Origin of the sequence: Bradyrhizobium vignae (assembly GCF_900324035.1) — a bacterium.
Classification (GTDB): domain Bacteria; phylum Pseudomonadota; class Alphaproteobacteria; order Rhizobiales; family Xanthobacteraceae; genus Bradyrhizobium; species Bradyrhizobium vignae.
On record NZ_LS398110.1, the window covers coordinates 480,282 to 506,945 of the forward strand.

The following is a 26,664-nucleotide window of genomic DNA, read 5'->3' on the forward strand; positions in this document are numbered from 1 at the left end:
GTGACACCGCCACCGCTGCGCCATGGGAAACCAATGCCCCACCCCAACGACCCCAGCCTCCGCTCCTTCATCGAGGTCGACCCCGCCTCGGACTTTCCGATTCAGAACCTGCCCTATGGCGTGTTCTCGACCGCGGCCAATCCGACGCCGCGGGTTGGTGTGGCGATCGGAGGTTACGTGCTCGATCTCTGGGAGCTCGAGCAGGATTCCCGGCTCGACGTCGGCCCGTTCGGCGTGTTCTCCGGGGCCTCGCTCAATCCCTTCATGGCGTTGGGGCCGGAGGTGTGGGCGAAGACGCGGGCGCGGATCAGCGAACTGCTCCGTCACGATCATCATGAGCTGCGCGACAACGAGGAGCTGCGCAGCCGCGCGCTGGTGCCGATGCGCGATGCGAAGCTCCACATGCCGTTCGCGGTCTCCGGCTACACCGATTTCTATTCTTCCAAGGAGCACGCCACCAATGTCGGCGTGATGTTCCGCGGCAAGGACAATGCGCTGCAGCCGAACTGGCTGCACATGCCGATCGCCTATAACGGCCGCGCCTCCACCGTCGTGGTCTCCGGCACCAAGGTGAAGCGGCCGCGCGGGCAGCTGAAGCCGCCGAATGTGGAGCTGCCTAGCTTTGCGCCGTGCAAGCGGCTCGATTTCGAGCTGGAGATGGGCGCCGTCATCGGCCAGGCTTCGCCGATGGGCGGCATGCTCAGCGAGCAACAGGCCGAGGAGATGATCTTCGGATTCGTGCTGCTCAACGACTGGAGCGCGCGCGACATCCAGCAATGGGAATACGTGCCGCTCGGCCCATTCCTCGCAAAAGCCTTCGCGACCTCGATCAGCCCCTGGGTGGTGACGCGCGAGGCGCTGGAGCCGTTCCGCCTGAAGGGACCGGAGCAGCAGCCGGTGCCGCTCGACTATCTCAAGCAGACCAAGCCACAGAACTACGATGTCGAGCTCGACGTCTCCTTGCGCGCTGCGGGGGCCAATGCGCCCGTCAGCATCAGCCGCACCAACTTCAAATACATGTACTGGTCCTCGGTGCAGCAGCTGATGCACCATGCTTCTTCCGGCTGCGCCATGAATGTCGGCGATCTCCTCGGCAGCGGCACCATCTCCGGCCCGGAGAAGAACCAGCGCGGCAGCTTGTTGGAGATTTCTTGGAACGGCACCGAGCCGGTCGAGCTGCCCGGCGGCACCAAGCGCTCGTTCCTGGAGGACGGCGACAGCCTCGTGATGCGCGGCTGGTGCCAGGGCAACGGCTATCGCGTCGGGTTCGGCGAGGTCGAGGGGACGATTGTGGCGGCGGAGTGAGCCGCCGTCCCTGTCACAACCTCCGTCGTTGCGAGCGCAGCGAAGCAATCCAGAATCTCTCCGCGGCGGCAGTCTGGATTGCTCCGTCGCATCAGCGCAAAATTGCTACGCAATTTTGTCGCGAGCTCCTCGCAATGACGTGGAGAGAGAGCCTATCGTTTCTCCGGCGGCACGTCGCGGATTCGTGCGCAATGCACTGCGACATCCTCCACGCTGTACTTCAGATGCACGCGCTTGTCTGACGGCACGTGCTTGGCCACGCACACGCCCGGCCGCCATTCCCGCGCCGGCCTGATCGGGCGCGGCACAAATCCGCCGCCGCAGTTCGGGCAGACGTTGAACAGCTTCGTTTCGACGCAATCCGCACAGAACGTGCATTCATAGGAGCAGATCCGCGCATCGGTTGCGTTCGGCGGCAGGTCGCGGTCGCAATATTCGCAGTTCGGTCGCAGCTGCAGGGCCATGTTGAATCTCCGGACATGGAGCTGCGATCATCGCAGATCGTGTAGCCAGCGCGAATGCCATAGTTCCCTCGATTTCAGCCGGGCTTGATCTCCTTGAGCGGGAGCCGTGAGCTCTCCTTCAGCCGGTCGAGGACGATCGAGGAGCGAACATGCGCCACGCTCTGGTGCGGCATCAGAACGTCGTTGACGAGGTTGGACAGGCCCTTGAGGTCGCGCAGCACGGCTTTGAGCACGTAGTCGGCATCGCCCGTCAGGGAATACGCCTCCTGGATCTCGTCGATCCGGTTCACCAGCGCGCGGAAGCGCTTGGAGTTGTCCGGTGAGTGGGTCGCAAGCCCCACCTGGATGAAGGCGATCACGCCGAAGCCGAGCGCCTCGCTGGAAAGATCGGCGTGATAGCCTGATATCACCTTCGCCTCTTCCAGCCGCATCCGCCGCCGCGAGCATTGCGAGGCGGAGAGACCCGCGAGGTCGGCAAGCTCCTGGTTGGTGAGGCGGCCATCGTCCTGGAGTGCACCCAGGATCTTGAGGTCGAACGCGTCCACGGAAATCATGCGTCAATCGTCCAATTCATGCACGAGTCGTGCATAAGCTAGCGGAATCGTGTGCCGTTTGCACGCCCCTTGCGCGCTTCATGAAGGACAATTCCTCCCAGCCAGCAATTTGGGAGAACCGTCAATGGGTCCGTTTCCGCATGATGCACCGCCGGCCACTGTTAGCGCCGACAATCCGATGGGCACCGACGGCTTCGAATTCGTCGAATATGCGCATCCCCACCCGGAAGAGCTGCATGCGCTGTTCAAGCTGATGGGCTATGCACCCGTCGCGCGTCATAGAACTAAGAAGATCACGGTCTACCGCCAGGGCGACATCAACTATCTCGTCAACGAGGAGCCGGGTACTCACGGCTATGAGTTCGTCGCAGCGCATGGCCCCTGTGCGCCCTCGATGGCATTCCGCGTGGTCGATGCCAAGCCGGCCTATGACCGGGCGATTGCGCTCGGTGCCGAGCCGGCCGATGTGTCATCCGCACAGAAGACGCTCGACGTGCCCGCGATCAAGGGCATCGGCGGCAGCCTGCTTTATCTGGTCGATCGTTACGGTGACAAGGGCTCGGCCTATGATGCCGAGTTCGAATGGCTGGGCGCACGCGACCCGCGACCGGTCGGTGCCGGCCTGTTCTATCTCGACCATCTTACCCACAACGTTCATCGCGGCCGCATGGACGTCTGGGCCGGCTTTTATGAGAAGCTGTTCAACTTCCGCCAGATTCGCTTCTTCGACATCGAAGGCCGCGCCTCCGGCTTGTTTTCGCGAGCGCTGACCAGCCCCGACGGCAAGATCCGGATTCCGATCAACGAGGACGCCGGCGATTCCGGACAGATCGAGGAATATCTCAAGACCTATCGCGGCGAAGGCATCCAGCACATCGCCTGCGGCTGCCGTGACATCTACCGCACCATCGAAGGCCTGCGCGAAGCCGGCCTGCCGTTCATGCCGTCCCCGCCCGACACCTATTTCGAGCGGATCGATACGCGCCTGCCCAAGCACGGCGAAGACGTCGCACGGCTCCGCAAGAACGGCATCCTCATCGACGGCGAGGGCGTGGTCAAGGGTGGCCAGACCAAGGTGCTGCTGCAGATCTTCTCGGCCAACGCCATCGGCCCGATCTTCTTCGAGTTCATCCAGCGCAAGGGCGACGACGGCTTTGGCGAGGGCAATTTCAAGGCCCTGTTCGAATCGATCGAGGAGGACCAGATCCGCCGCGGGGTGCTGAAGGTGGAGAACGCGGCGTAGGGCGGCAGCCGCGCTGCCGTAGCAACCATTAGATTCGCCCGATCGCTGAGGGTAGCATGACGCCGTGCTTGCGGCCGTCAAGGCGTGGCCTGGCGGCAGCGGAGATGGAGTTGAGGCCAGGGCGACGGCCAGCCTTTGACGGCCGCGGCGCGCGGCGTCTTTGTGACGGCAGGTCGGGACGAAGAAACGGTGCTTCGGCCGAACAAAGAAACGCCATCAGGTAGCCGGAGCCCTCGCGATCTCGGGCGGTTTTGTCTGCCAAGGCGTGCCGCGGGCGACCACTGTGTTGGCGAAGATTAATAGCTTTCTGGCGCAAGCGATCAATGCGCGCTTGTGTTCCTTGCCTGCTCCCATCAGCCTTCCATAGAGCGTGATGAGCTGCGGATTCCAGCGAAATGACGCCGGCAGCGCCGCAGTAAAGAGCGCACGTCGCAGCCGTTCACGCCCGCCGGCGATGTGACGAACGCCGGTGCGATCGCCGCTGTCGTCATCGTAAGGGGCAATGCCAGCCAGCGCGGCCGCTTGCTCGCGCGTGATCTGACCGATCTCGGGCATCCGCACCAGAATGACCATGGCGGTCTTTAGCCCGATACCATCGATGCTGTTGATCAAGTCGAGCCGCTCGGCAAGATCGCGATGCTCACGGATTGCGGCGGCCAGTGCCTTCAGTTCGACCTTCTCGCGCTTGGCCAGGCGAGCGATATCCTCCTTCCACAGCTTCTGGAGCCGCATATTGCGGCAGCTCTCGATCCGGTTCTTCAGCCGAGCAATGTCCTCGGTGATCTGGTCGATCATCGTCAGGTGCTCGGCAAATGGCAGCAAGCGGGGATCCGGAGCTGCGTGGATCTTCTTGACCGCGGCGGTGCAGGCCGCAATCAGCGCGGCATCGATCTTGTCGTTCTTGGCGCGCTGCAGCTGGAACACGGCATAAGCGCGCACCTGGGCCGGCTGAAATACGACGACCACAAACCGCTGGCGCCGCAACTCGGCGACGACAGCCTGCTCATAGCCGCCGCTCGCCTCGATCCCGACCCGTTTGACCTTGTGGCGCTGCAACCATTCCACCAGCACTTTATAGCCATCCGGCGTGTTATCGGCCTGAAGCCGCTCCAAACTGCCATCAAGTGCCACATCGAGCTTACGTTTACCGGTATCGATCCCGGCACAGATCGTGATACGCTTGGCCATCTTCGTCGACCCTCCCTTGTGTGTGCGAACCTAAAGTTCGTTCAACCATCCGGGTCCCGATGAAGTACCGATCGCGATCCTGCTACGAAAGGCAGCCCTCAAGGCTTCGGTGGGCATCGATCCGATCGATCGGCAGCCCAGCTCGGGCGGCCACCCGAGCTGGGCCATTCCTCACGGAACGAGGCCATTCTAGTCCGGTGCGCTAAAACAAGGGTGGGCAAAGGCGCGTAGCGCCGTGCCCACCATCTCTCTGTGATCTCGCTCAAAGTGGTGGGCACGCTTCGCTTTGCCCATGGAATCTACGAGAGCGTGCTCGTCGGCTCTACCTCTTCCATGCCTTCATCACCGAGGTGATCTCCGCCGCTTCCGGCTCACGCACGGCCGATGGCGTGCGTGAGAATCGCGGCGCGGGTGCCGGCTGCTTCACGCCGTGGCGCTCGATGAAGACGTTACGGGCAACCATGTGCGGATGTTGTGTCGCCTCCGACATGGTCAGCACCGGCGCGAAGCAGATGTCGGTGCCTTCCATGATCCTGCACCAGTCCTCGCGCGTCTTGCTTTTGAACACCGTCTTCAGCTTCTCCTTCAGCGCGGGCCAGGCCTTGCGGTCCATCTGCGCGTCGAAATCCGCATCCGTCAGGCCGGCGCGCTCGCGCAGCAGCGCGTAGAATTGCGGCTCGATCGAGCCGATCGAAATGAAGTGCCCGCAAGCGCATTCATAGACGCCATAGAAATGCGCGCCGCCGTCGAGGAAGTTCTGGTTGCGCTCCTCGGTCCAGCGGCCGATCGTGGTCATGTCGAAGAAGAACGACATCAGCGACGCCGCGCCGTCGCACATCGCGGCGTCGACCACCTGACCCTTGCCGGATTTTTGCGCTTCCAACAGCGCTGCGAGCACGCCGACGACCAGATAGAGCGCGCCGCCACCGAAATCGCCGACCAGGTTGAGCGGCGGCACCGGCGCTTCCTTCGTGCCGATCGCGGCGAGCGCGCCGGTGATGGAGATGTAGTTGATGTCGTGGCCGGCGGCGTTGGCGAGCGGGCCTTCCTGGCCCCAACCGGTCATGCGGCCATAGACGAGCTTCGGGTTGCGCGCGAGCACGACGTCGGGCCCAAGCCCGAGCCGCTCCATGACGCCGGGACGGAATCCTTCGATCAGCGCATCGGCGCTGGCCAGGAGGTCGAGCACCTCTGCGATCGCGCCCCTGTCCTTGAGGTCGAGCTCGATCAGCTTGCGGCCGCGGCCCGCCACCGATTTCATGCTCTTCTTGGCGCCGACGCGATCGAGCGTGACGACGTCGGCGCCCATGTCGGCCAGCATCATGCAGGCGAACGGACCGGGCCCGATGCCGGCGAATTCGACGATGCGGAAGCCCGCGAGCGGGCCGGAAGCGCGGCCGGACGAGCCTTCGGATTTGTCTTGGGCTGATTTCTGGGCTGATTTCTGGGCTGATTGATCGAGCACGTTTTTGTTTCCTCGGGTCGCGGGCGGTTGCCGGGATCCGGCAACCGCCTCCGACGTTCCTCTGTGGGCGAGTTAATTGGCTGATTAACTTTTCCCGCCTTCACGCCAGCGAGGCAAGCGGTTTTCATGCATCGGCGCATAATAAAAGCGGCGCGCACCGAAGTGCGCGCCGCGGAAAATTTGTGCTGAGACGCTGGAGCGGGATGGTCAGCCCGCTGCCGCCACCGCGCGCTGCGCCATCACCTTGACGAGGTTGGCGCGGTACTCCGCCGAGCCATGGATGTCAGCGAGCAATCCGCTCGCGGGAATGCTGACGCTGTCGATCGCCGCCGGCGACCAGTTCGTCTTCAGCGCGGCTTCGATCGCAGGCACCCGCATCACGCCGTTCTGCGAGGCGCCGGTGGCCGCCACGCGAACCTCGCCCGACTTGGTCTGCGCGACGAACACGCCGGTCAGCGCGAAACGCGAGGCCGGATGCGGCATCTTGGAATAGCCGGCTTTCGCCGGAACCGGGAACGACACGGCGGTAATGATCTCGCCGTCCTCGAGCGCGGTCGTGAACAGGCCCTTGAAGAAATCGGCCGCCGCAATCGACCGTTTGTTGGTCTTCACGGTCGCGTCGAGCGCAAGCAGCGCGGCCGGATAGTCGGCAGCGGGATCGTTGTTGGCGATCGAGCCGCCGATCGTGCCGCGGTAGCGCACGGCGGGATCGCCGATCAGCGAGGCCAGGTAGGCGAGCGCAGGGATCGCCTTCTTCGCGGCGTCGCTGGTCGCGACGTCGTAATGCGGCGTGGCGGCCTTGATGGTCAGCGTATCCCCGGAGGCTTCGACGCCGATCATGTCCTTGATCTTGGAGACATCGATCACATCGGAGGGACCTGCGAGGCGCTGCTTCATCACCGGCAGCAACGTCTGCCCGCCGGCGAGGAATTTCGCCTCGCTGCTCTTGGCGAACAGGCTGGCAGCCTCGTCGACCGAGGAGGCACGATGATAGATGGTCTGGTACATCTTGGTTGCTCCTGAAATCTTTTCTCTGTCATTCCGGGATGCGCCGAAAGGCGCAGACCCGGAATCTCGAGGTTGAATTCTTAAGCTCCAGATTCCGGGTTCGACGCTTGGCCTCGCCCCGGAATGACGACGATGAGGCGGTTAAGCCGCGTGGATCGTGCGCCACACCCGGTCAGGGGTTGCGGGCATTTCCAGGTTGTTCTTGCCGATCGCATCCGTGATCGCGTTGATCACGGCCGCAGACGCCCCGATCGCGCCGGCCTCACCGCAACCCTTGATGCCCAGGGGATTGCCCGGGCACAGCGTCGTGGTGTGGGAGAGGTTGAACGAGGGCAGGTCGTCGGCGCGCGGCATGGCATAGTCCATGAACGAGGCCGTGACCGGCTGGCCGTTGGCATCATAGATCGCGTGCTCGAGCAGTGCCTGGCCAATGCCTTGCGCGAGGCCGCCATGGACCTGGCCCTCGACGATCATCGGGTTGATCAGCCGGCCGAAATCGTCGGCCGCGACGAAGTTGATGAACGAGGTCTTGCCGGTGCCGGGATCGACTTCGAGCTCGCAAATATAAGCGCCGGCGGGGAAGGTGAAATTGGTCGGGTCGTAGAAGGCGCTCTCCTTCAGGCCCGGCTCCATCCCCTCAGGCAGATTGTGCGCGGTGTAGGCCGCAAGCGCGACCATCGGGAACGCGATCGCCTTGTCGGTGCCGGTCACCTTGAACTCGCCGTTCTCGATGACGACGTCGGCTTCCGAGGCCTCGAGCGCATGCGCTGCGATCTTCTTGGCCTTGGACTCGACCTTCTCCATCGCCTTCAGGATCGCGGTGAGGCCGACGGCCGCCGAGCGCGAGCCGTAGGTGCCCATGCCGAACTGCACCTTGTCGGTGTCGCCATGGACGATCGAGACCTGGCTGATGGGAACGCCGAGACGGTCTGCCACGAGCTGGCAGAAGGTGGTCTCGTGACCCTGGCCATGGCTGTGCGATCCCGTGAGGATCTCGATGGTGCCGACCGGATTGACGCGGACCTCAGCCGATTCCCACAGGCCGACGCCGGCGCCCAGGCTGCCGACCGCCTTGGACGGTGCGATGCCGCAGGCTTCGATGTAGCAGGACACCCCGATGCCGCGCAGCTTGCCTTGTGACTTTGCTTGCGCCTTGCGGGCAGGGAAGCCGGCATAGTCGATCGCCTTCATCGCGGCATCGAGCGAGGCGTTGAAGTCGCCGGTGTCGTAGGCCATGATGACCGGCGTCTGGTGCGGGAACTGGGTGATGAAGTTGGTCCGGCGCAATTGGGCCGGATCGACATTCAGCTGCCGCGCCGCCGTTTCCATCAGCCGCTCGATCAGATAGCTCGCCTCCGGCCGGCCCGCGCCGCGATAGGCATCGACCGGCGTGGTGTTGGTGTAGACCCCGATGACCTCGGCATGGATCGCCGGGATGTTGTACTGGCCCGACAGCAGCGTCGCGTAGAGATAGGTCGGCACCGAGGACGAGAACAGCGACATGTAGGCGCCGAAATTGGCGTAGGTCTTCACCCTCAGGCCAATGATCTTGTTGTTGGCGTCGAACGCCATCTCGGCATGGGTGATGTGGTCGCGGCCATGTGCGTCGGTGAGGAAGGCCTCGGTGCGGTCGCCGGTCCATTTGACGGGACGGCCGACTTTCTTCGAGGCCCACAACGCCACCATTTCTTCGGGGTAGATGAAGATCTTCGAGCCGAAGCCGCCGCCGACGTCGGGGGCGATCACGCGCAGCTTGTGCTCGGGCGCGATGTTGTAGAACGCCGACAGCACGAGGCGGGCGACGTGCGGGTTCTGCGACGTCGTGTAGAGCGTGAAGTGCTCTTCCGCCGCGTCGTAGTCGGCGATCGCCGCGCGCGGCTCCATCGCATTCGGCGCGAGGCGGTTGTTGGTGACGTCGAGCTTCACCACATTGGCGGCCTTCGAGAAGGCGGCATTCACCGCGCCCTCGTCGCCGATCACCCAGTCATAGACCTGGTTGCCGGGGGCTTCGGGATGAAGCTGCGGCGCGCCGGTCTTGATCGCCGCGTGCATGTCGGCGACCGCGGGAAGCTCCTCGTAATCGACGACGACGGCCTCCGCCGCGTCGCGTGCCAGATTCTTGCTCTCGGCGATCACGACGGCGACGGCCTGGCCGACGAAGCGCACCGTCTCGGGCGCCATCGCCGGCCATGCGCCCATCTTCATCGGGCTGCCGTCCTTGGAGGTGATGGCCCAGCCGCAGATCAGGTTGCCGACCTTGTCGTCGACGAGCTGCTTGCCGGTGAGCACCGCGACCACGCCCGGCATCTTCAGCGCGGCGGACGAGTCGATCCCCTTCACCTTGGCGTGCGCGTGCGGGCTGCGGATGAAATAGGCATGGGTCATGCCCGTCAGCTTGATGTCGTCGACGTAACGGCCCTTGCCGGTAATGAAGCGCTTGTCTTCCTTGCGCACGACGCGTGCGCCGATGCCTTCAACACCCATGTCTGGTCCTCCCGACCGGAAATTTGTTGACCCGCGCTTTCCCTCGAAAGCGGCGGTGGTTTTCTTGTTTGCGGCGGCCGCTTTACTCGGCCGCCTGCGCAACCTTCATGCGGCCGGCCGCATCCAGCACGGCTTTGACGATGTTGTGATAGCCGGTGCAGCGGCAGATATTGCCTTCGAGCTCGTGGCGGACGGTGGCCTCGTCGAGCTGTCCACCATGGCGTTGCACGATGTCGATCGCCGACATGATCATGCCCGGCGTGCAATAGCCGCACTGCAGGCCGTGATTGTCGCGGAAAGCGGCCTGCATCGGATGCAGTTCCTCGCCCTTGGCGATGCCTTCGATGGTGGTGACGTTGGCACCGTCGGCCTGTCCTGCCAGCATGGTGCAGGATTTCACGGCGCGGCCGTCCATGTGCACGACGCAGGCGCCGCACTGACTGGTGTCGCAGCCGACATGGGTTCCCGTGAGATTGAGATGGTCGCGCAGGAGCTGGACCAGCAGCGTGCGGTCCTCGACGTCGACAGCAACGGCCTTGCCGTTGACCGTCAGTTTGACTGTAGACACTTGGAGTCCTCCCAGAGTGATTTTGATTGGTTCTAATTAGAGACAGCGCGAGCGAAACTTTGCAACTGGGATTTTGGCGACCGCGCGTCATGTAAAAGACATCGTGCGGCCGTCGCAGTCGTACGCTCCGGCCACGACAATCCGCACCGCCGCCGGTGCGTGGCGTGACCTTGCAGGAAGCTTGCGGAAAAGGTCGCTCCGCCATCTGCGATGGCACGTTCGACCGCCGTCATGCGAAGCGCTTTGTCCTGGTGGCGCCTGCCTTGGTCATGCTTGCCGCTTGCCCCTGGACTCGGCGCCGTCGTGCGTCGTTTCTCCCTTGAATGCCTTGTTCGTTGCGCAAATAGGAGCACGCGCTCCCGTCTTTGTAATCGCGATCTTGGTAGTAGGCGGAGACCACTTAAGTCATTGATTTTGCTTATGGCGATGCAGCGAAGCCGCGCCCGCCGCGCGGCTCGCCGGCAAGCCGCGTCAGCCACGATCTTCTAGTACTTCCTGGCGATTGATCGCAGCCGGGCCTCCCCCTAGTCGGACCGTACAAGTCAACGACCAAAAGGGTGGAAGCGATGCAGATGAATGACAGTCAGCGGATCCCGGCGTCGAAGGCCACGGTGTGGGCTGCGCTCAACGATCCCGATATTCTCAGGCGCTGCATTCCCGGCTGCCAATCGCTCGAGATGACATCGTCGACGCAGATGACAGCGACCGTTGTGCTGAAGGTCGGTCCAGTGAAGGCAACGTTCAGCGGCAAGGTGACGCTGACCGACATCGATGCGCCCAACGGCTACCGTATCGTCGGCGAAGGCGCCGGCGGCGTCGCGGGCTTTGCCAAGGGCGGTGCGAAGGTCAGGCTGGAAGAAGAATCGCCTGACCTCACCATCCTGCACTACGAAGCCGACGCGCAGATCGGCGGCAAGCTCGCACAGCTCGGCTCGCGACTGATCGAATCGACGTCGCGAAAACTTGCCGCGAACTTCTTCCAAAGCTTTGCAGGCGTGGTAGCGCCATCATCTTGACCGATGCACGCAAGGACAATCGGATTGCGCGCGATGTTGCCCAAATCCGATGACGCATTTCGGGCTGCAAAATACGGGCAAGACGCAAGCCGGGACAACGAGATGAGCGGCGAGAGCCGGCAATGATCTGCACTACTACCTTCCGCCTATACTAAGCGCGAAAAGGCGATGCTGTAATTTCGAACCATGGCTCGCGGGCAAACTGCGCGTCACGAGCGCAACGCGCTCAGGCGCCCAACGAGGCGTGCACAACAACATCGCGGAGGGAATACATGACCTTTGGAACGAAGGGCTTCTTGGCTGGCATCTCCATGATTGCGATGCTTGCCGCCGTTACACCGGGCGTTCGCGCCAACGACTCCCTGCTCAAGGCGCAATCCGATTCGAATCAGTGGGCTGTCGCCGGCCACGACTATGGCAACACGCGCTTCAGCCCGCTGAAGCAGATCAACACCGAAAACGCCGGCAAGCTGACGCTGGCTTATTCCTTCTCGCTGGCGTCGCTGCGTTCGAACGAATCCTCGCCGATCGTCGTCGGCAACACGCTCTACGTTTCGAGCTCGTGGGGGCCGAAATACGTCTATGCGCTCGATGCCGCCACCGGCGCGCGCAAATGGACCTGGGAGCCCGACATTCCCGAGGACGTGCTGCAATACGCCTGCTGCGACGTGAACAATCGCGGCGTCTCCTATGCCGACGGCAAGATCTTCGTCGGCCGCCTCGACGGCAAGCTGACGGCGCTCGATGCCGCGACCGGCAAGGCGCTGTGGACGGCGAAGGTGGTCGATTACAAGCAGGGTTCGGTCATCACCTCACCGCCGCTCGTCGTGCGCGACAAGGTCATCACCGGTTTCGGTGGCGGCGAATACGGCGTGCGCGGTGCGCTCCAGGCCTTCGACATCAACACCGGCAAGCAGGTGTGGCAGACCTACACCGTTCCGTCCCCGGACGAGCCCGGTGGCGACACCTGGAAGGGCGATTCCGCCCAGCATGGCGGCGGCGCGGCCTGGCTGGTCGGCTCCTACGATCCGAAGAGCGACACGGTCTATTGGGGCACCAGCAATCCCGGCCCGTGGAACACGGCGGTGCGTTCGACCGGCGACGGCAATTTCGGCAAGCTGACCAACCTCTATACCGCCTCGACGCTGGCGCTCGATCCCAACACCGGCAAGATCAAGTGGCACATCCAGACCACGCCGGCCGACGCCTGGGACTATGACGGCGTCAACGAAGCCGTGCTCGCGGATCTGAAGATCGGCGGCAGCACCGTTCCGGCGCTCATGAAGGCGGATCGCAACGGCTATTTCTTCGTCGCCAATCGCGAGACCGGCAAGGTGTTGTCGGCGGAGAAATACGTGTTCTCGAACTGGGCCAAGAAGTGGGACGTCGCCACGATGCGCGCGGTCGAGGATCCCGACAAGCGTCCCGGGCCGAATCATCCCGCCAAGGACATCTGCCCGAACCTGATCGGCGGCAAGAACTGGCAGCCGATGTCGTTCAACCCGCAGACCGGCCTCGTCTACATCCCGTCCAACAATGTCTGCATGGACTGGTCGGTCAGTGATGTCGCCTACAAACGTGGCGTGTTCTATCTCGGCGCCGAATTTCCGACCAAGGAAGGCCCCGGCGGCTTCCTCGGCGAGCTCGTGGCCTGGGATCCGGTCGCGCAGAAGAAGGTCTGGTCGATCAAGGAAGACCTGCCGTTCAACGGCGGAACGCTGACCACTGGCGGTGGTCTCGTGTTTGCCGGCAACATCCATGGCGACTTCCGCGCCATCGATGCGAGATCCGGCAAGGTGCTGTGGAGCAAGAATCTCGGCTCCGGCATCGGCGCCGGCCCGATGACCTACCAGGTCGACGGCAAGCAATATGTCGCCATCGTCGTCGGCCGCACGGCTGCGCTGCCTGCGTTCCTGGGCGAGGTAGGTAAGAAGATGACGGACGCAGCCCCCGAGGGCGGTTCACTCTTCGTGTTCTCCGTCCAGTGACCACTCGCGCGCGTATCCCCGAGGTGACGGGATACGCGCGCGTTTTTTTAAGACATGAGCTGCGCCATCGACGAGGCCTGTGCCGCCGCGCCTGGCCCAACGAGCTCCGGCCCAATGACGCCAAGGAAAACGCAAAGGGAGACGAGGATGCGTCCGAATCATTCTGCCATCGGTGCGAGCCGATATCGCGCCATCGCAGGCCTGCTCGCATGTGCCGCCGCGCTGGTCGCTCCGGCCTTGACGCTGCATGCCGAAGAGGCGCAGCCGCTCCGCCTCTGCGCCGATCCGACCAACCTTCCATTCTCGAGCGATAGTCCGTCGCAGCCGGGGTTCTATGTCGAGATCGGACAGGCCCTGGCGCAGGCGCTCGGCCGGCCGATCGCCTATGACTGGTACAAATCCTATTTCGGCAAGCGCACCGTGCGCGTCACGCTGCTCGGCAAGCAATGTGACGCCATGATCGGGCTGCCGCGCTCGGAGGATTTCATGGGACCGGCCGTGATCTTCTCCAACAGCTTCGCCAAGGAGGGCTATGCCCTCGTCGCCGCCAAGGGGCAGGTGCTCGGCGGCATCGACGGCCTCAGGGGCAAGCGCGTCGCCGTGCAGTTCGCCAGCACGCCGCAAAACCTGCTGGCGAGCCGTGACGACATCCAGAAGGTGACGGTGCTGTCGCCCGAGGAAGGCATGCAGGCGCTCGACCAGGGCAGGGCCGACGTCGCCTTCATCTGGGCGCCGGTCGCCGGCTGGCTGAACAAGACCACCTACAACGGCCGCTATCAGATCGAGCTCACCGAAGGTGAAGGTCTGTCGTGGGACGCCGCCATCGGCTTTGCGAAGACCTCGGCCGAGCTGCGCGATCGCATCGATGCCGTCTTGCCGCAGCTTCAGAAGACGATCGGTGAGCTCGCGGTGAAATATGGCCTGCCGTCCGGCGCGCCGGTTCGCTTCGGCGGGGCGCCGGCGGCAGTCACGACGGGGACGGGAACCGGAGCCGACGTTGCGCAGGTCGCCAATGTGGTGGCGACCGAAACCAAGGGCGATGCAGCCGCGCCACACGACGATGCCGTCGGTGCGGGCAAGGAGATCTTCAACGGAACCTGTGCCCATTGCCACGGTCCCGATGCGGTCCAGAGCGAGCGTAAGATCGATCTGCGGCTGCTGCGTCACCGCTACGGCGATGACATGCGCGAGAAGTTCTGGACGACCGTGCACGAGGGACGGCCGACCAAGGGCATGCCGTCCTGGAAGGAGGTCTTCACCGACGACCAGTTCGACAGCATCTTTTCCTTCCTGCTGACGGTCCAGTCCGAATCGAATGACTGAACGACCTTGACCGAACCCGATCGGGAGGATGTGGTAGCGTCCGTCCGGCACCATCCCGGCGCCGGACGGGGTCCGCATGGTTCTGCCTCTTCCGCTGTCGTGGTGGATGCCTGTACGGTGGACTATTCGGCGGTGCAGTCCTGTGAAGGCGCCATGACCAGCTTCCTGATCATCGACGATCATCCGCTGTTTCGCGAGGCGCTCGGCAATGCGGTGCGGCTGGCCCTGCCGGAGGCGCGGATCTTCGAGGCGATGTCGATCGAGGATGCCCTTCGTGTCCTGATGGCAGAGCAGGGCGAGGGCATCGACCTCGCGCTGCTCGACCTCCTGCTGCCGGATGCGACGGGCTTCTCCGGCTTTCTGCGTTTGCGCGAAGCTTATCCGCGCCTGCCTGTCGCCATCGTGTCGAGCGACGAGGACCAGCGCGTCGTCCGCGAGGCGCTGGAGCTGGGGGCTGCCGGCTATCTGCCGAAGTCGATGTCGAAGCGTGAGCTGGCGCAATCGATCGAGGGCGTGTTGAAGGGATCGGTGTCGGTGCCGAAGGATTTCGTGGCGGCGCCGCAGCGGCGGCGGGCCGAGGCCAGCAAGGCGCTCGAGGTCAAGCTGCGCGAGCTCACGCCGCAGCAGCTTCGCGTGCTCGATCTGCTGCGGCGCGGCTATCCGAACCGGCAGATCGCCCAGGAGCTTCAGCTCGCCGAATCCACGGTGAAGGCGCACATCACCGAGATTCTGCGCAAGCTCGGCCTGTTCAGCCGCAACAAGGCGATCATCGAGGTCGGCAAGGTGGATCTGCCGGATCCAAAGGGCCGGCCCTATGCGCGGGCCGACCGCGGGCGGCCGCAATGACGCGTGATGTCGTGCTTGACGTCGGGCTTAACCTGGATCAAGCCGGCCTGACCCGGCTGGCACATTCTCGTTCTCGTTCTTGCTTCAAACCCGGCAACGATTTGGGAATGGTTCAATACGTGATGCGATTTCTGATTGTCGAAGACCATCCGCTGTTTCGCGAGGCCCTCGAGGGCGCGCTCCAGATGGTGGCGCCGGCGGCCGAGATCCTGCAGGCGACGTCGATCGACGGTGCGCTCGAGCAGGTCGCGGCGACCACCGAGCTCGACCTCATCCTGCTCGACCTGTCGATGCCGGGCACCACAGGACTTTCGGGCATCATCCGCATCCGCAAGGCGTTTCCCAAAATTCCCGTCGTCATCGTATCCGGGCATCAGGATCCGCAGATCATGTCCGGTGCCTTGTCGCTCGGCGTGTCCGGCTACATCCTCAAATCATCGTCCAAGCAGGATCTGGCGGAGTCGATCGGCGAGGTACTGCGCGGTTCGGTCTGTGTTCCCGCCGCCTATCGCGGATTTGTCCGCCCGCAACGCCCGTCCGGCCCCGCGCAGGATTTGCTGAAGCGCCTGCACGAACTGACGCCGCAGCAATTGCGCGTGCTCGAAATGCTCAAGCGCGGCCTGCAGAACAAGCAGATCGCCTATGAGCTGAAGATTTCCGAGACCACCGTGAAGGTCCACGTCTCCGACATCCTGCGCAAGCTGAACGTGCTGAGCCGCACCAAGGCCATCGTGGAAATGTCCCGGATCGATTTCGCGACGCTGGCAGCCGAGGGTGCCACGACCAGGCGCGAGCGGGCACAGCCGGATCAGCAGTGACGCGATTATCTCGTCTCTGGCCTCGCAGGTTGAGCGCACGCGAGCGATGATTTTAAGTTCGAATCATTGGCTTGATGAAATGTAAGATATTACCGGTACTGTGCATGGGGTTGTTTTGCGATATTTGATGTGAGCCCGCGGGCTAGCTCAGCAGGAACGACAGCAGCGCCCGCATCTCGGCAGGCTTGATCGGCTTCTTCAGCACTTCGAGACCGTGGAGGCTCGCTTCCTTCGCCGCCGTTTCGGAATAGTCGGCCGTGATGATCATGGCGGGCGTGTCGAGCTTCAAATGCTCCCGGACGTCTGCAATGGCGGACAGGCCGCTCTCGCCGTGATCGAGATGGAGATCGGCGATCACGGCATCGGGGGCGCCGCCGAGCTCGCCGAGGCGCACGAGCGCGTCCGCGGCCGATCGCGTGGTCGCGACGTCGCAGCCCCACCCCTCCAGCAGCGCGGCCATCGCTTCCGAGCCGTTCGGATCGTTCTCGATCAGCAGGATCTTGGCGCCTTCGAGCCCGCTATAATTGTAGTGCCGCTCGGCGAGCTTGACCTCCTGCACCTCGTCGCCGACCTCGGCGAGGTCGGCTGGCTCCAGCTGCAGGGTGAAGGTCGATCCCCTGCCGAGTTGCGACGACAGCCGCACCTCGTGCCCGAGCACGGTCGCGAAGCGGCGGACGATGGAGAGGCCGAGCCCGAAGCCGGCTTGGTCGGTCGCATTTGCCTCGCCGCGCTGGAATTCGCGGAAGATCGCGTCCTGCTGCGCCTGCGCAATTCCAGGTCCGGTGTCGGAGACCTGGACGCAGATCTGGTCGCCCCGCGGCCGGCATCCCATGACGACGCCGCCGCTGCGGGTATAGCGAATGGCATTGGCAAGCAGGTTCTGCAGGATCCGCCGCAGCATCATCGCATCCGACCTCACCGCGAGCTGTGAGCTGCGGATGCGCAAGGACAGGCCTTGCCGCGCGGCGATCGGTGCGAACTCGTTGCGGAGCTGCTCGAACAAGGGCGCCAGCGCGATCGCGCGCACCTCAGGCTTGAGCGCCCCGGCGTCGAGCTTCGCGATCTCCAGCAGCGACCGCAGCAGGTCCTCCAGCATCACCAGCGAACGGTCGGCCTGGTCGATGAGCAGGCCCGCCTCCTGTGATTCCATCATCTCGGTCAGCGCGGACAGGGTCAGGCGCGCCGCGTTGAGCGGCTGCAACAGGTCGTGGGTGACCGAGATCAGCACTGAGGATTTCAGCGAGCTTGCCGCTTCCGCCTGCTGCTTGGCGCGATAGAGACCCTCATTGGCGCGCTCGACCGAATGCAGCGCCTCGCGCAACTGGTGCGTCCGGTCGCGGACCTTGTGGTCGAGCGCGATGGCGGTTTCGAACAGGGAGAATGCGTTGAGCTGCTGGTCCATCGAGCGCTCGACGCGCGACATCAGCGCGGCATTGATCTTCCTCAGCTTCGCAGCTTCCCGCTGGAGCTGCTCGACGGTTTGCGGATCCTGCCACGTCTCCGTCACGCGGTGCGCCTTCCGATCGCAACCCCGGTGAAGGTCTGGTTCACATGCATCGAGCCGAACTGCTCGCCATAGGTGTGAAAGCCGACCACGCGGTTCTGCCGGTACAGTTCGGACATGTCGCGGGCGAGCTGGTGCTGCTCGGCGTCGAGCCGGCGGAGCAGGCACTCGAAGCCGATATAGAGCGAGACGTCTCCGATCTGGTCACGGATTTCGGCAAACGTCTCTCGGGTCGAGCCGACCAGGCTTTTCGACGATGCCGCCGTCAGCACCATGCCCTCATCGATAGCGCAGAAGAAATGCAGCGAGCCGTCCGGTTCGACGCGCTGGATCGAGCGCGCGTAATAGGAGCCGCCGACGCGCACCAGCACCGGGTGCGACGCAAAGGAGAACGGATCGAGCTTGGCGTCCATGATCCCGACCACACGCGAATATTCCAGTGCGGCAGGCTCTGCGTTCAGCTCCCTCACCGTCCGATTTTCGATGTCGGCCTCGGTCACGACCATCTTCTGCGCCTGCGGCTCGAAATTGTCGCACTTGAAGACGCGGAACGGCAGCGATGTGTTCAGCAGGATCAGCAGCGCGGCGTTGGTGTGCGCCTTGCGGTCGAAGAACACGAACGTCCTCTCGAAGCGCATCCCATCGCCCGCGGATCCGCCGACGACCGGAATGTCGTCCAGCGATGCATAGATCGCGGACATCACCGCTTCTTCGCGCCGGCACAGGCCGTCGATCAGGACCAGGCCGAAGGGACTGCCGCGGTCGACCTGCGGGGTAGCCCGCAACAGCTCGTGCCGGAGCTCGCCGCCGATCCGACGGCCGTCCTCGACGCGGAAGCTGTCGAGGTTGAGAATCGGCCGCACCGCCGCGGAGAACTCGGCGCGGCTGAACGCCAGCGCCACGACGCTGTTCTCGTCCCAGCCATCAGGGGCAAGCTCGCCCGCGGTGGTACAACCGCAGACCTGGGTCTCGTCGAATTGCCGGGTGATCTCGGCGATGAAGTGATGGGGGTCGTAGCTGGGGGAGAGGAACACCAGGATCAGCGCCAGCTCGTCGGACGGGAGCTGGGCCGCCAGTTCGGCCACGGCTTCATCGACGCTCGCAGCCTTCGACTTGGCCACGGCAATGCCAGGCGCACCGTCAAACCGAAAATCGGTTTGCCCCACTCCGTTTCTCCCCTCGAGGACCAGCTCGGTCTAACGCCAAGTGCCTGATAAGTATTCGAGAGTAAGGCGTTTTCCGGTTGGCTGCAACACGGCGCCCGACCCCCCACAAGGCCGGGTGGAGGAGCTCTCCATCCAGAATGCGGGCTGCACGGATTTACCACCCCTTGACGATTATGCCTTAATTTTGCGCACGGTTCGGAAAGGGCTGCTTCCGGGCCGCAGAATCCTGCAAGAACATGAGCTGGGGGTTGGGAATGTCCGGGCGTATCGCGTCGCCGTCTAAGCGCACACTATTTCCGACCCTCAGGTTCCGCGCAAAAATCATCCTCGGCTTCGCCGCCGTGCTGGTGATCTCCGCCGGCAGCATGGCCTTCTCCTATTTCGGCTTCGAGCGCGTCGCCACCGGGGTCGGGTCGTACCGCAGCAGCGTGTCCGAGGCCGATCTTGCCCGCAACATCGACCGTGAGCTGCTTGCCTATCGTTCGGCCGTCAAATATTTCGTCGTCACCGGCAAGGAAGACGACGCCAAGGCGGCCCTCGTTGCTGAAGCCAGCCTGAAGGACGCCATCGACCAGGCCGTCAAGGGTGCCAAGAAGCCGGCGCGGCAGGAGAGTCTCGACAAGCTCACCAAAGAGTTCTCCAACTTCTCCGCGACTTTCGCAAAGGTGCTCCAGGCCAAGCGCGACAGTGCGATGCTTGTGCAGAACCAGCTCAGCCGCAACGCCAACCTCCTGAAATACAAGCTCGACGACATCGGCAACAACGCGTCCGACGCCGAAGCACAGGCGATCGAGTTCGGCACCAAGCAGGTCAATGCCCAGTTTCAGACCGCGAGTGCGGCCGCGACCAATTTCGTGCTGACGTCCGACCAGGCGATCGCCACCAGCGCGCTGGCACGGCTGAAATTCGTCGAGAACTCGCTCAGCGCGGTCTACTCCATGGACGACAAGATCGTCGCCGGCCTGAAGGATGCCAGGGGACTGCTCGGTGCATATCGCGAAGCGCTGGAGAAGCTGATCGCCAATGCCAAGCTGGTCGATGATCTCGTCACCGAAATGAACGGCTCGGCCGGTGCGATCCTGCAAGGCGCGACCGCCATGAAGGCGGACCTCGTCGCCGAACAGCAGCGGCTGGATTCGGAGTCGGAGGCGACCATCGGAAAGACCGAGCAGCTGGTGCTGATGCTGGCCGTCGGCGGCACGCTGCTTGGCGCGGTCTTCGCTTTCCTGCTCGGCACCGGCATCTCGCGTCCGATGATCGCTATGTGCAGGGCGATGCGCGAGCTTGCCTCGGGCAATTTCGACGTCGTGCTGCCGGGTTTGGGGCGCAAGGACGAGATCGGCGAGATGGCCGGCGCGGTCGAGGAGTTCAAGGTTCAGGCGGTGGCCAAGGCCGAGCGCGATGCCGCCGCCAGCGAAGTCCAGAACCGGGAGCAGGCCGCCGCGCGTCGCGCCGAGCTGATCCGCTTTGCCGACGATTTCGAGAGCGCGGTCGGCGCCATCGTCTCCAACGTCTCGGCCTCGGCCGTGCAGCTGGAATCGGCGGCCTCCACGCTGACGCGCACCGCCGAGACCACGCAGAGCCTGTCGAGCCAGGTCGCCGGCGTTTCCGAGCAGGCCTCCTCCAACATGCAGTCGGTGGCGACCGCGACGGAAGAGCTCTCGGCCTCGGTCGAGGAGATCGGCCGCCAGGTCCGTGACTCCAGCCGCATCGCCGAAGCCGCCGTGATGCAGGCCAAGGAGACCGACGGCCGCATCGGCAAGCTGTCGCATGCCGCCCAGCAGATCGGCGAGGTGGTCAAGCTGATCACCGCGATCGCCGAGCAGACCAACCTGCTCGCGCTCAACGCCACCATCGAGGCGGCCCGCGCCGGTGAAGCCGGCCGTGGCTTTGCGGTCGTCGCGAGCGAGGTGAAGTCACTGGCGAGCCAGACCGCGAAGGCGACCGACGAGATCTCCTCGCACATCACGGGCATGCAGGGCGCCACGGCCGAATCGGTCGCCGCGATCAAGGAGATCGGCGCGACCATCGGCCAGATCTCGTCGATCTCGACCTCGATCGCGAGCGCGGTCGAGCAGCAGGGCGCCGCGACGCAGGAGATCGCCCGCAGCGTCCAGACCGTCGCGCAGGGCACCCAGGCCGCAGCCACCGACATCGGCGAGGTCAACCGCGGCGCCGCCGAGACCGGCTCGGCTTCGGAAGAGGTGCTGAACTCGGCCAAGACGCTGTCGAGCGAAAGCACCCGTCTGCGCGCCGAGCTCGACCGCTTCATGGCGAATATCCGGGCGGCGTAGGGCGCACTGGTCGGGGACGACAGCGGAGATTGGCGTGGCACTCGATTTGTAACGGCGCGGGAAAGCGCGCCCTAACAATTCCCTGCGTCACCTAACCGGCAGTTGCGGCGCCACAAATTTACTGCAGCTTTATCCTTTGCCCCGTAACGTGCAGAGGAGTCGAGAAGCGGGCTGCTTCCGGGCTGCGCCTGGTTTTCCGCGAATGGAATGGGGTGGGGAATGTCGGTTACGTCCAAGTCGAGCCAATCGAAGCTGCCAACGCTGCGTTTTCGCGCAAAAATCATCCTCGGCTTCGTCGCGGTGCTCGCCATCTTCGCCATCAGCATGGCATTTGCCTATTTCGGCTTCGAGCGGATCGCAGGCGCCGTGGCATCCTACCGCACCAGCGTATCGGAAGCCGATCTGGCGCGGACGGTCGATCGCGAGCTGATCGCCTATCAGGGGCTGGCACGGGCCTATACCCTGACCGGAGCGGCGGATGACGAGACCGCAGCCAAGGCCGCCGAAGGGAATCTGAAGAGCGCGATCGCCAAGTCGATGGCGGCGACGACCGGCGCGGCTCGCCGTGAGCAGGTCGGCAAGCTCGAGGTCGAGTTCCAGAGCTTTACGAAAGTCTTCGGCGAGATCATCGCGCTGACGCGCGAGAACAACAAGATCGCGGCCGACGAGCTCAACAGTGTCGGCAACAAGATCCGTTTCAAATTCGACGATCTCGCCGATACCGCTGCGCTGGCGGGCCTCGCCTCGGTTCAGACCACGGCCAAGGACGTCACCTCGCAATATCTCGCGGTCTCCACCTCGGTCAGCGCCTTCGTGGCCAAGCCGGAGCCGAAGACCGCCGACGGCGTGATCGCCCGCGTCAAGTTCCTCGAGACGCTGCTGGTCTCCATCTACGCGAACGACCAGAAGATCACGGATCGCGTCAAGGAGATCGGCGATCTCTTGAAGCAGTACCGCACCTCGTTCGCAAAGCTGACCGAGAACGTGAAGGTCATCGTCAAGCTGAACGGCGAGATGACCAAGACGGCGGCGACCATCCTCAAGCACTCGGCCGAGCTGCGTTCGGATTTGACCGCCGATCAGCAACGCATCGAGGCGAGCGCCAATGCGACGATCGGGGAGACCGAGCAGCTGATGCTGATGCTGGCGCTCGGCGGGCTGGCCGTGGGCACCGTGCTGGCCTTGTGGCTCGGCAATGGCATCTCGCGTCCGATGATCGCTATGTGCAGGGCGATGCGCGAGCTTGCCTCGGGCAATTTCGACGTCGTGCTGCCGGGTTTGGGGCGCAAGGACGAGATCGGCGAGATGGCCGGCGCGGTCGAGGAGTTCAAGGTTCAGGCGGTGGCCAAGGCCGAGCGCGATGCCGCCGCCAGCGAAGTCCAGAACCGGGAGCAGGCCGCCGCGCGTCGCGCCGAGCTGATCCGCTTTGCCGAGGATTTCGAGAGCGCGGTCGGCGCCATCGTCTCCAACGTCTCGGCCTCGGCCGTGCAGCTGGAATCGGCGGCCTCCACGCTGACGCGCACCGCCGAGACCACGCAGAGCCTGTCGAGCCAGGTCGCCGGCGTTTCCGAGCAGGCCTCCTCCAACATGCAGTCGGTGGCGACCGCGACGGAAGAGCTCTCGGCCTCGGTCGAGGAGATCGGCCGCCAGGTCCGTGACTCCAGCCGCATCGCCGAAGCCGCCGTGATGCAGGCCAAGGAGACCGACGGCCGCATCGGCAAGCTGTCGCATGCCGCCCAGCAGATCGGCGAGGTGGTCAAGCTGATCACCGCGATCGCCGAGCAGACCAACCTGCTCGCGCTCAACGCCACCATCGAGGCGGCCCGCGCCGGTGAAGCCGGCCGTGGCTTTGCGGTCGTCGCGAGCGAGGTGAAGTCACTGGCGAGCCAGACCGCGAAGGCGACCGACGAGATCTCCTCGCACATCACGGGCATGCAGGGCGCCACGGCCGAATCGGTCGCCGCGATCAAGGAGATCGGCGCGACCATCGGCCAGATCTCGTCGATCTCGACCTCGATCGCGAGCGCGGTCGAGCAGCAGGGCGCCGCGACGCAGGAGATCGCCCGCAGCGTCCAGACCGTCGCGCAGGGCACCCAGGCCGCAGCCACCGACATCGGCGAGGTCAACCGCGGCGCCGCCGAGACCGGCTCGGCTTCGGAAGAGGTGCTGAACTCGGCCAAGACGCTGTCGAGCGAAAGCACCCGTCTGCGCGCCGAGCTCGACCGCTTCATGGCGAATATCCGGGCGGCGTAGGGCGCACTGCGGGGACGACAGGGGAGAAAAAGCGCGCGTCTCACTCTTTCCCGAATGCCCGCTTCAGCTCTCCCTTGGCCCGTTCCAGCCGCGTCCGCTGCGTTTTCGGCAGCGTCTTGCCGGCGCGGTTGATGTAGAACGTCAGCATCGACAGCGCGGAGCGATAGGCGCCGGCCTTGCGGCGCCGACTGTGCTCGGCCGAGCGCTTCAGCGAGGCCGCGATCTTCTTGGGATCCTTGAACTTGAACACGCCGCGCTTGAGATCGAGCGCGTCGCTCTCCTGCGTCACCCGTTGCGACCAGCGCTTCGGTGCTGCACGACGACTTGACCTCTTGCGCGTCGTGCTCACCTTGCGACGCGCGCTGCTGCGCGCGCCTGTCTTGCGTGCGCCTGTCTTTCGTGCGCCTGTCTTGCGTGCGCCTGTCTTGCGTGAATGTGTCGTCTTTCTGACCTGAGCCATGCGTCAACTCCTTGGAGCTCAATCGGAAACGGGTGTGCTTCGAGACTGTTCCCGAGGGAACCGGGCCTCATCGCAAACGTTGTCGCAGGTGGCAGGCAGAATGCCGCACCCCCATGATCGGACCGACCCGTCCACGGCCTGTGAAGCGGGGCCGCTTCCATTGATCAGACGCAACAACCCGATGGAATTGCAGCAGAACCCAGCGCTGAACTATGCACCCGTAGTCCCGGCGGCGACCGCCACCGACCGTATCGTCGAGACCAGCATTCCCTCGCGGCTCGACGCGCTGCCGTGGAGCGGCTTTCATACCCGCGTCGTGCTGGCGCTCGGCATCACCTGGATTCTCGACGGGCTCGAAGTGACCTTGGCGGGTGCGCTCTCCGGCGCGCTGAAGCAGAGCCCGTCGCTGCATTTCTCCAATCTCGATCTCGGCATCGCCAACTCCGCCTATCTCGCCGGCGCCGTGCTCGGTGCACTCGGCTTCGGCTGGCTCACCGACCGCATCGGCCGCAAGAAGCTGTTCTTCATCACGCTTGCGCTCTATCTCTCGGCTACGGCCGCGACCGCGCTGTCATGGGATGTCGCGAGCTACGCGCTATTCCGCTTCCTCACCGGCGCCGGCATCGGCGGCGAGTACACCGCGATCAATTCGACCATCCAGGAGCTGGTGCCGGCGCGCTATCGCGGCTGGACCGATCTCGTCATCAACGGCAGCTTCTGGATCGGTGCTGCGATGGGCGCGGTGGCGGCTATCGTGCTGCTCGATCCCGCCGTAACCGGCCCCGATCTCGGCTGGCGCCTGGCTTATCTCATCGGTGCCTCCATCGGTCTCGTCGTGCTGTTGATGCGGATGTGGATCCCGGAAAGTCCGCGCTGGTTGATGATCCACGGGCGGCCAGACCAGGCCCACGCGATCGTCGACGACATCGAGCGTTCGGTGATCGGACGCGACCAGGATGCGAGTGAGGAGCGCTTTACAACGGTCCGGCTGAAGATGCGCGATCACACGCCGATCCGCGAAGTCGTGCATACGCTGTTTTCCGCCTATCGTCAGCGCGCGCTGGTCGGTCTCGTGCTGATGAGCGCGCAGGCGTTCTTCTACAACGCGATCTTCTTCACCTTCGCGCTGGTGCTGACCGATTTCTACGGGATCAGCGCCGATCATGTCGGCTGGTACCTGCTGCCCTTCGCCGCCGGCAACTTCCTCGGACCGCTGCTGCTCGGTCGCCTGTTCGACACGCTCGGCCGCCGCGTTATGATCATGTTCACCTACGGTGTCTCCGGGCTGCTGCTGGCGCTCTCGGGTTATCTGTTCACGATCGGCGTGCTCAGTGCGCAGGGGCAGACCATCGCCTGGATGGTGATCTTCTTCTTTGCATCGCCCGCCGCGAGCGCGGCCTATCTCACCGTCAGCGAGACCTTTCCCCTCGAAGTTCGCGCGCTGGCGATCGCGGTGTTCTATGCGGTCGGCACCGGCATCGGCGGCGTGATCGGGCCGGCGCTGTTCGGCGCGCTGATCGACACGGGATCACGCAACAGCGTGTTCGCCGGCTATCTGCTGGGGGCAGTCCTGATGATCGCGGCTGCGATCGTGGCGTGGCGCTATGCCGTCTCCGCGGAACGCAAATCGCTCGAACACGTCGCGCGCCCGCTCGCCTTTATGGAGTAGACTGATGAAATCGGAACTTGCGGAAATGACGTTGGAGCAGAAGCGCACCATGCGGGATGACGATACGCCGGAAACGGTGCCGGTGCCGCATGCGCTGGTGCCGCATCTCGATGAAATCGCCATCCTGCTCGACATCGACGGCACGCTGCTCGACCTGATGCCGACGCCGCGCGAGGTGTGGGTGCCGCCGGGCCTGTCGGAAACGCTGAAGCATCTGACCGAGCGCACCTCCGGAGCGCTGGCGCTGGTCAGCGGCCGCTCGCTCAACGACATCGACCTGATCTTCGCGCCCGATGTATTCCGCGCCGTCGCCGGCCATGGCGCGGAGATGCGGCTGTCGGTGGACAGTGAAGCGGATGATGTCCACGCGCCGCCGCTCGACAAGGAGCTGAAGCGGCGCCTGGCCGCCATCGCCAAGCTGAGCCCTGGCATCCTGCTCGAGGACAAGGGCTATTCGCTCGCGCTGCATTACCGCCTTGCGCCGCATGCGGAGAAGGCGATCTACGAATCCGTCTCGCTGATCCGCGCCGATCTGCCCAACGCGCCGATCGAGGTGCTGCCGGGCAAATTCGTTTGCGAGATCAAGCATTCCGGCTTCACCAAGGCGAGCGGTGTGCGCGAATTGATGAAGCACGAGCCGTTCAGCGGACGACGCCCGCTCTTCATCGGCGACGACGTCACCGATGAAACGGTGTTTGCGATCATGCCCGACATGGACGGGCTCGCCTTCTCGGTCGGCCGCCGCGCCATGGGCGTGAACGGCCACTTCGACGCGCCGAGCGATGTGCGTGCGTTCCTTGCGCGCCTGCTCGATCCGAGGTGAAACCAAGGCAGCGCCACCTTACAGACACGAATGCATTCAGCGCAGCGCATTGCGCGGCGCAATGAATGCTGCGGAACAGAAACGGAAAAGCTGTTTTGGCGGCGAAATTTGCCGGGTTCCGCAAGCGAAGCCAGTTCCAACGCACGCGCCCGATTTTGGTTTCAATTGGTTGAAACGATGATCCGGAACCATATTGATGAACGGCAGTTAAACGCGGTGGAATGA

22 protein-coding genes are annotated in these 26,664 nt (G+C 64.2%); 12 read left to right on the forward strand and 10 right to left on the reverse strand.

Annotated elements, in window-relative coordinates:
* The first annotated feature begins 33 nt into the window (after nt 1–33).
* Nucleotides 34–1,305: a fumarylacetoacetase gene (fahA, locus tag BRAD3257_RS02295; RefSeq protein WP_122400480.1), complete on the forward strand. Its 1,272-nt coding sequence runs from the start codon at nt 34–36 to the stop codon at nt 1,303–1,305.
* Nucleotides 1,306–1,457: 152 nt separating this feature from the next.
* Here fahA and BRAD3257_RS02300 read toward each other — a convergent pair whose 3' ends face one another.
* Complete coding sequence (locus BRAD3257_RS02300; RefSeq protein WP_122400481.1) at nt 1,458–1,769, reverse strand: DUF1272 domain-containing protein; 312 nt, start codon at nt 1,767–1,769, stop codon at nt 1,458–1,460.
* A 74-nt stretch (nt 1,770–1,843) separates the two neighbouring features.
* Nucleotides 1,844–2,323: an Lrp/AsnC family transcriptional regulator gene (locus tag BRAD3257_RS02305; protein ID WP_122400482.1), complete on the reverse strand. Its 480-nt coding sequence runs from the start codon at nt 2,321–2,323 to the stop codon at nt 1,844–1,846.
* 124 nt (nt 2,324–2,447) lie between these two features.
* On the opposite strand from BRAD3257_RS02305, the gene hppD reads away from it, so the two are divergent.
* Nucleotides 2,448–3,566 (forward strand): 4-hydroxyphenylpyruvate dioxygenase, encoded by a 1,119-nt coding sequence (gene hppD, locus BRAD3257_RS02310; RefSeq protein ID WP_122400483.1) that lies wholly within the window; start codon nt 2,448–2,450, stop codon nt 3,564–3,566.
* Between the two features lie 216 nt (nt 3,567–3,782).
* On the opposite strand, the gene BRAD3257_RS02315 is transcribed toward hppD, so the two are convergent.
* From BRAD3257_RS02315 to BRAD3257_RS02335, 5 genes are all read right to left on the reverse strand, one after another.
* Nucleotides 3,783–4,754 (reverse strand): IS110 family RNA-guided transposase, encoded by a 972-nt coding sequence (locus BRAD3257_RS02315; protein ID WP_122400484.1) that lies wholly within the window; start codon nt 4,752–4,754, stop codon nt 3,783–3,785.
* A 322-nt stretch (nt 4,755–5,076) separates the two neighbouring features.
* Nucleotides 5,077–6,219 carry a CaiB/BaiF CoA transferase family protein gene (locus BRAD3257_RS02320; RefSeq protein WP_122400485.1) on the reverse strand — a complete coding sequence of 381 codons (1,143 nt, stop codon included), beginning with the start codon at nt 6,217–6,219 and terminating at the stop codon, nt 5,077–5,079.
* 207 nt (nt 6,220–6,426) lie between these two features.
* On the reverse strand, nt 6,427–7,227 hold the full coding sequence (locus tag BRAD3257_RS02325) for an FAD binding domain-containing protein (RefSeq protein WP_122400486.1): 801 nt from the start codon (nt 7,225–7,227) through the stop codon (nt 6,427–6,429).
* Between the two features lie 141 nt (nt 7,228–7,368).
* The gene (locus BRAD3257_RS02330) at nt 7,369–9,711 is read right to left on the reverse strand and encodes a xanthine dehydrogenase family protein molybdopterin-binding subunit (RefSeq protein WP_122400487.1); all 2,343 of its coding nucleotides are present in this window, start codon (nt 9,709–9,711) and stop codon (nt 7,369–7,371) included.
* A gap of 82 nt (nt 9,712–9,793) precedes the next feature.
* Nucleotides 9,794–10,279, reverse strand: coding sequence for a (2Fe-2S)-binding protein (locus tag BRAD3257_RS02335; RefSeq protein ID WP_122400488.1), 486 nt, complete (start codon nt 10,277–10,279; stop codon nt 9,794–9,796).
* A gap of 566 nt (nt 10,280–10,845) precedes the next feature.
* Here BRAD3257_RS02335 and BRAD3257_RS02340 point away from each other — a divergent pair.
* The 5 genes from BRAD3257_RS02340 to BRAD3257_RS02360 all read left to right on the forward strand — a co-directional run bounded on the left by BRAD3257_RS02340 (nt 10,846) and on the right by BRAD3257_RS02360 (nt 16,270).
* Complete coding sequence (locus BRAD3257_RS02340) at nt 10,846–11,295, forward strand: SRPBCC family protein (RefSeq protein WP_122400489.1); 450 nt, start codon at nt 10,846–10,848, stop codon at nt 11,293–11,295.
* 272 nt (nt 11,296–11,567) lie between these two features.
* Nucleotides 11,568–13,283 carry a PQQ-dependent methanol/ethanol family dehydrogenase gene (locus BRAD3257_RS02345; RefSeq protein WP_122400490.1) on the forward strand — a complete coding sequence of 572 codons (1,716 nt, stop codon included), beginning with the start codon at nt 11,568–11,570 and terminating at the stop codon, nt 13,281–13,283.
* A 147-nt stretch (nt 13,284–13,430) separates the two neighbouring features.
* Nucleotides 13,431–14,606, forward strand: coding sequence for a c-type cytochrome (locus tag BRAD3257_RS02350; RefSeq protein ID WP_162500073.1), 1,176 nt, complete (start codon nt 13,431–13,433; stop codon nt 14,604–14,606).
* A 153-nt stretch (nt 14,607–14,759) separates the two neighbouring features.
* Nucleotides 14,760–15,452, forward strand: coding sequence for a response regulator (locus BRAD3257_RS02355; RefSeq protein WP_122400491.1), 693 nt, complete (start codon nt 14,760–14,762; stop codon nt 15,450–15,452).
* Between the two features lie 122 nt (nt 15,453–15,574).
* A complete protein-coding gene (locus tag BRAD3257_RS02360) occupies nt 15,575–16,270 on the forward strand; it encodes a response regulator (protein ID WP_162500074.1) in 696 nt (231 codons plus the stop codon).
* Nucleotides 16,271–16,412: 142 nt separating this feature from the next.
* On the opposite strand, the gene BRAD3257_RS02365 is transcribed toward BRAD3257_RS02360, so the two are convergent.
* Nucleotides 16,413–17,777, reverse strand: a complete 1,365-nt coding sequence (locus BRAD3257_RS02365) for a hybrid sensor histidine kinase/response regulator (RefSeq protein WP_122400492.1) — start codon at nt 17,775–17,777, stop codon at nt 16,413–16,415.
* Nucleotides 17,774–18,940 carry an FIST N-terminal domain-containing protein gene (locus BRAD3257_RS02370; RefSeq protein ID WP_122400493.1) on the reverse strand — a complete coding sequence of 389 codons (1,167 nt, stop codon included), beginning with the start codon at nt 18,938–18,940 and terminating at the stop codon, nt 17,774–17,776. The genes BRAD3257_RS02365 and BRAD3257_RS02370 overlap by 4 nt, the downstream gene beginning before the upstream one ends.
* A 254-nt stretch (nt 18,941–19,194) precedes the next feature.
* Between BRAD3257_RS02370 and BRAD3257_RS02375 the strand changes: the two genes are divergently transcribed.
* Nucleotides 19,195–21,234 (forward strand): methyl-accepting chemotaxis protein, encoded by a 2,040-nt coding sequence (locus BRAD3257_RS02375; protein ID WP_122400494.1) that lies wholly within the window; start codon nt 19,195–19,197, stop codon nt 21,232–21,234.
* A 219-nt stretch (nt 21,235–21,453) separates the two neighbouring features.
* Nucleotides 21,454–23,487, forward strand: a complete 2,034-nt coding sequence (locus tag BRAD3257_RS02380; protein ID WP_122400495.1) for a methyl-accepting chemotaxis protein — start codon at nt 21,454–21,456, stop codon at nt 23,485–23,487.
* Nucleotides 23,488–23,527: 40 nt separating this feature from the next.
* Here the strand turns inward: BRAD3257_RS02380 and BRAD3257_RS02385 are convergent, their stop codons facing one another.
* On the reverse strand, nt 23,528–23,947 hold the full coding sequence (locus BRAD3257_RS02385; RefSeq protein WP_122400496.1) for a DUF3175 domain-containing protein: 420 nt from the start codon (nt 23,945–23,947) through the stop codon (nt 23,528–23,530).
* Between the two features lie 181 nt (nt 23,948–24,128).
* On the opposite strand from BRAD3257_RS02385, the gene BRAD3257_RS02390 reads away from it, so the two are divergent.
* The 3 genes from BRAD3257_RS02390 to BRAD3257_RS39185 are packed head-to-tail and all read left to right on the forward strand — an operon-like array spanning nt 24,129 to nt 26,664.
* Complete coding sequence (locus BRAD3257_RS02390) at nt 24,129–25,616, forward strand: MFS transporter (protein WP_162500535.1); 1,488 nt, start codon at nt 24,129–24,131, stop codon at nt 25,614–25,616.
* A gap of 4 nt (nt 25,617–25,620) precedes the next feature.
* A complete protein-coding gene (gene otsB, locus BRAD3257_RS02395; RefSeq protein WP_122400498.1) occupies nt 25,621–26,439 on the forward strand; it encodes a trehalose-phosphatase in 819 nt (272 codons plus the stop codon).
* A 30-nt stretch (nt 26,440–26,469) separates the two neighbouring features.
* Nucleotides 26,470–26,664: a hypothetical protein gene (locus BRAD3257_RS39185; protein WP_145986945.1), complete on the forward strand. Its 195-nt coding sequence runs from the start codon at nt 26,470–26,472 to the stop codon at nt 26,662–26,664.

Coding starts and splice junctions, on each gene's coding strand:
- fahA (WP_122400480.1), top strand. CDS start 34: ATGCCCCACCCCAACGACCCCAGCCTCCGCTCCTTCATCGAGGTCGAC.
- BRAD3257_RS02300 (WP_122400481.1), bottom strand. CDS start 1,769: ATGGCCCTGCAGCTGCGACCGAACTGCGAATATTGCGACCGCGACCTG.
- BRAD3257_RS02305 (WP_122400482.1), bottom strand. CDS start 2,323: ATGATTTCCGTGGACGCGTTCGACCTCAAGATCCTGGGTGCACTCCAG.
- hppD (WP_122400483.1), top strand. CDS start 2,448: ATGGGTCCGTTTCCGCATGATGCACCGCCGGCCACTGTTAGCGCCGAC.
- BRAD3257_RS02315 (WP_122400484.1), bottom strand. CDS start 4,754: ATGGCCAAGCGTATCACGATCTGTGCCGGGATCGATACCGGTAAACGT.
- BRAD3257_RS02325 (WP_122400486.1), bottom strand. CDS start 7,227: ATGTACCAGACCATCTATCATCGTGCCTCCTCGGTCGACGAGGCTGCC.
- BRAD3257_RS02330 (WP_122400487.1), bottom strand. CDS start 9,711: ATGGGTGTTGAAGGCATCGGCGCACGCGTCGTGCGCAAGGAAGACAAG.
- BRAD3257_RS02340 (WP_122400489.1), top strand. CDS start 10,846: ATGCAGATGAATGACAGTCAGCGGATCCCGGCGTCGAAGGCCACGGTG.
- BRAD3257_RS02345 (WP_122400490.1), top strand. CDS start 11,568: ATGACCTTTGGAACGAAGGGCTTCTTGGCTGGCATCTCCATGATTGCG.
- BRAD3257_RS02350 (WP_162500073.1), top strand. CDS start 13,431: ATGCGTCCGAATCATTCTGCCATCGGTGCGAGCCGATATCGCGCCATC.
- BRAD3257_RS02355 (WP_122400491.1), top strand. CDS start 14,760: ATGACCAGCTTCCTGATCATCGACGATCATCCGCTGTTTCGCGAGGCG.
- BRAD3257_RS02360 (WP_162500074.1), top strand. CDS start 15,575: ATGCGATTTCTGATTGTCGAAGACCATCCGCTGTTTCGCGAGGCCCTC.
- BRAD3257_RS02375 (WP_122400494.1), top strand. CDS start 19,195: ATGTCCGGGCGTATCGCGTCGCCGTCTAAGCGCACACTATTTCCGACC.
- BRAD3257_RS02380 (WP_122400495.1), top strand. CDS start 21,454: ATGTCGGTTACGTCCAAGTCGAGCCAATCGAAGCTGCCAACGCTGCGT.
- BRAD3257_RS02385 (WP_122400496.1), bottom strand. CDS start 23,947: ATGGCTCAGGTCAGAAAGACGACACATTCACGCAAGACAGGCGCACGC.
- BRAD3257_RS02390 (WP_162500535.1), top strand. CDS start 24,129: ATGGAATTGCAGCAGAACCCAGCGCTGAACTATGCACCCGTAGTCCCG.
- otsB (WP_122400498.1), top strand. CDS start 25,621: ATGAAATCGGAACTTGCGGAAATGACGTTGGAGCAGAAGCGCACCATG.
- BRAD3257_RS39185 (WP_145986945.1), top strand. CDS start 26,470: ATGCATTCAGCGCAGCGCATTGCGCGGCGCAATGAATGCTGCGGAACA.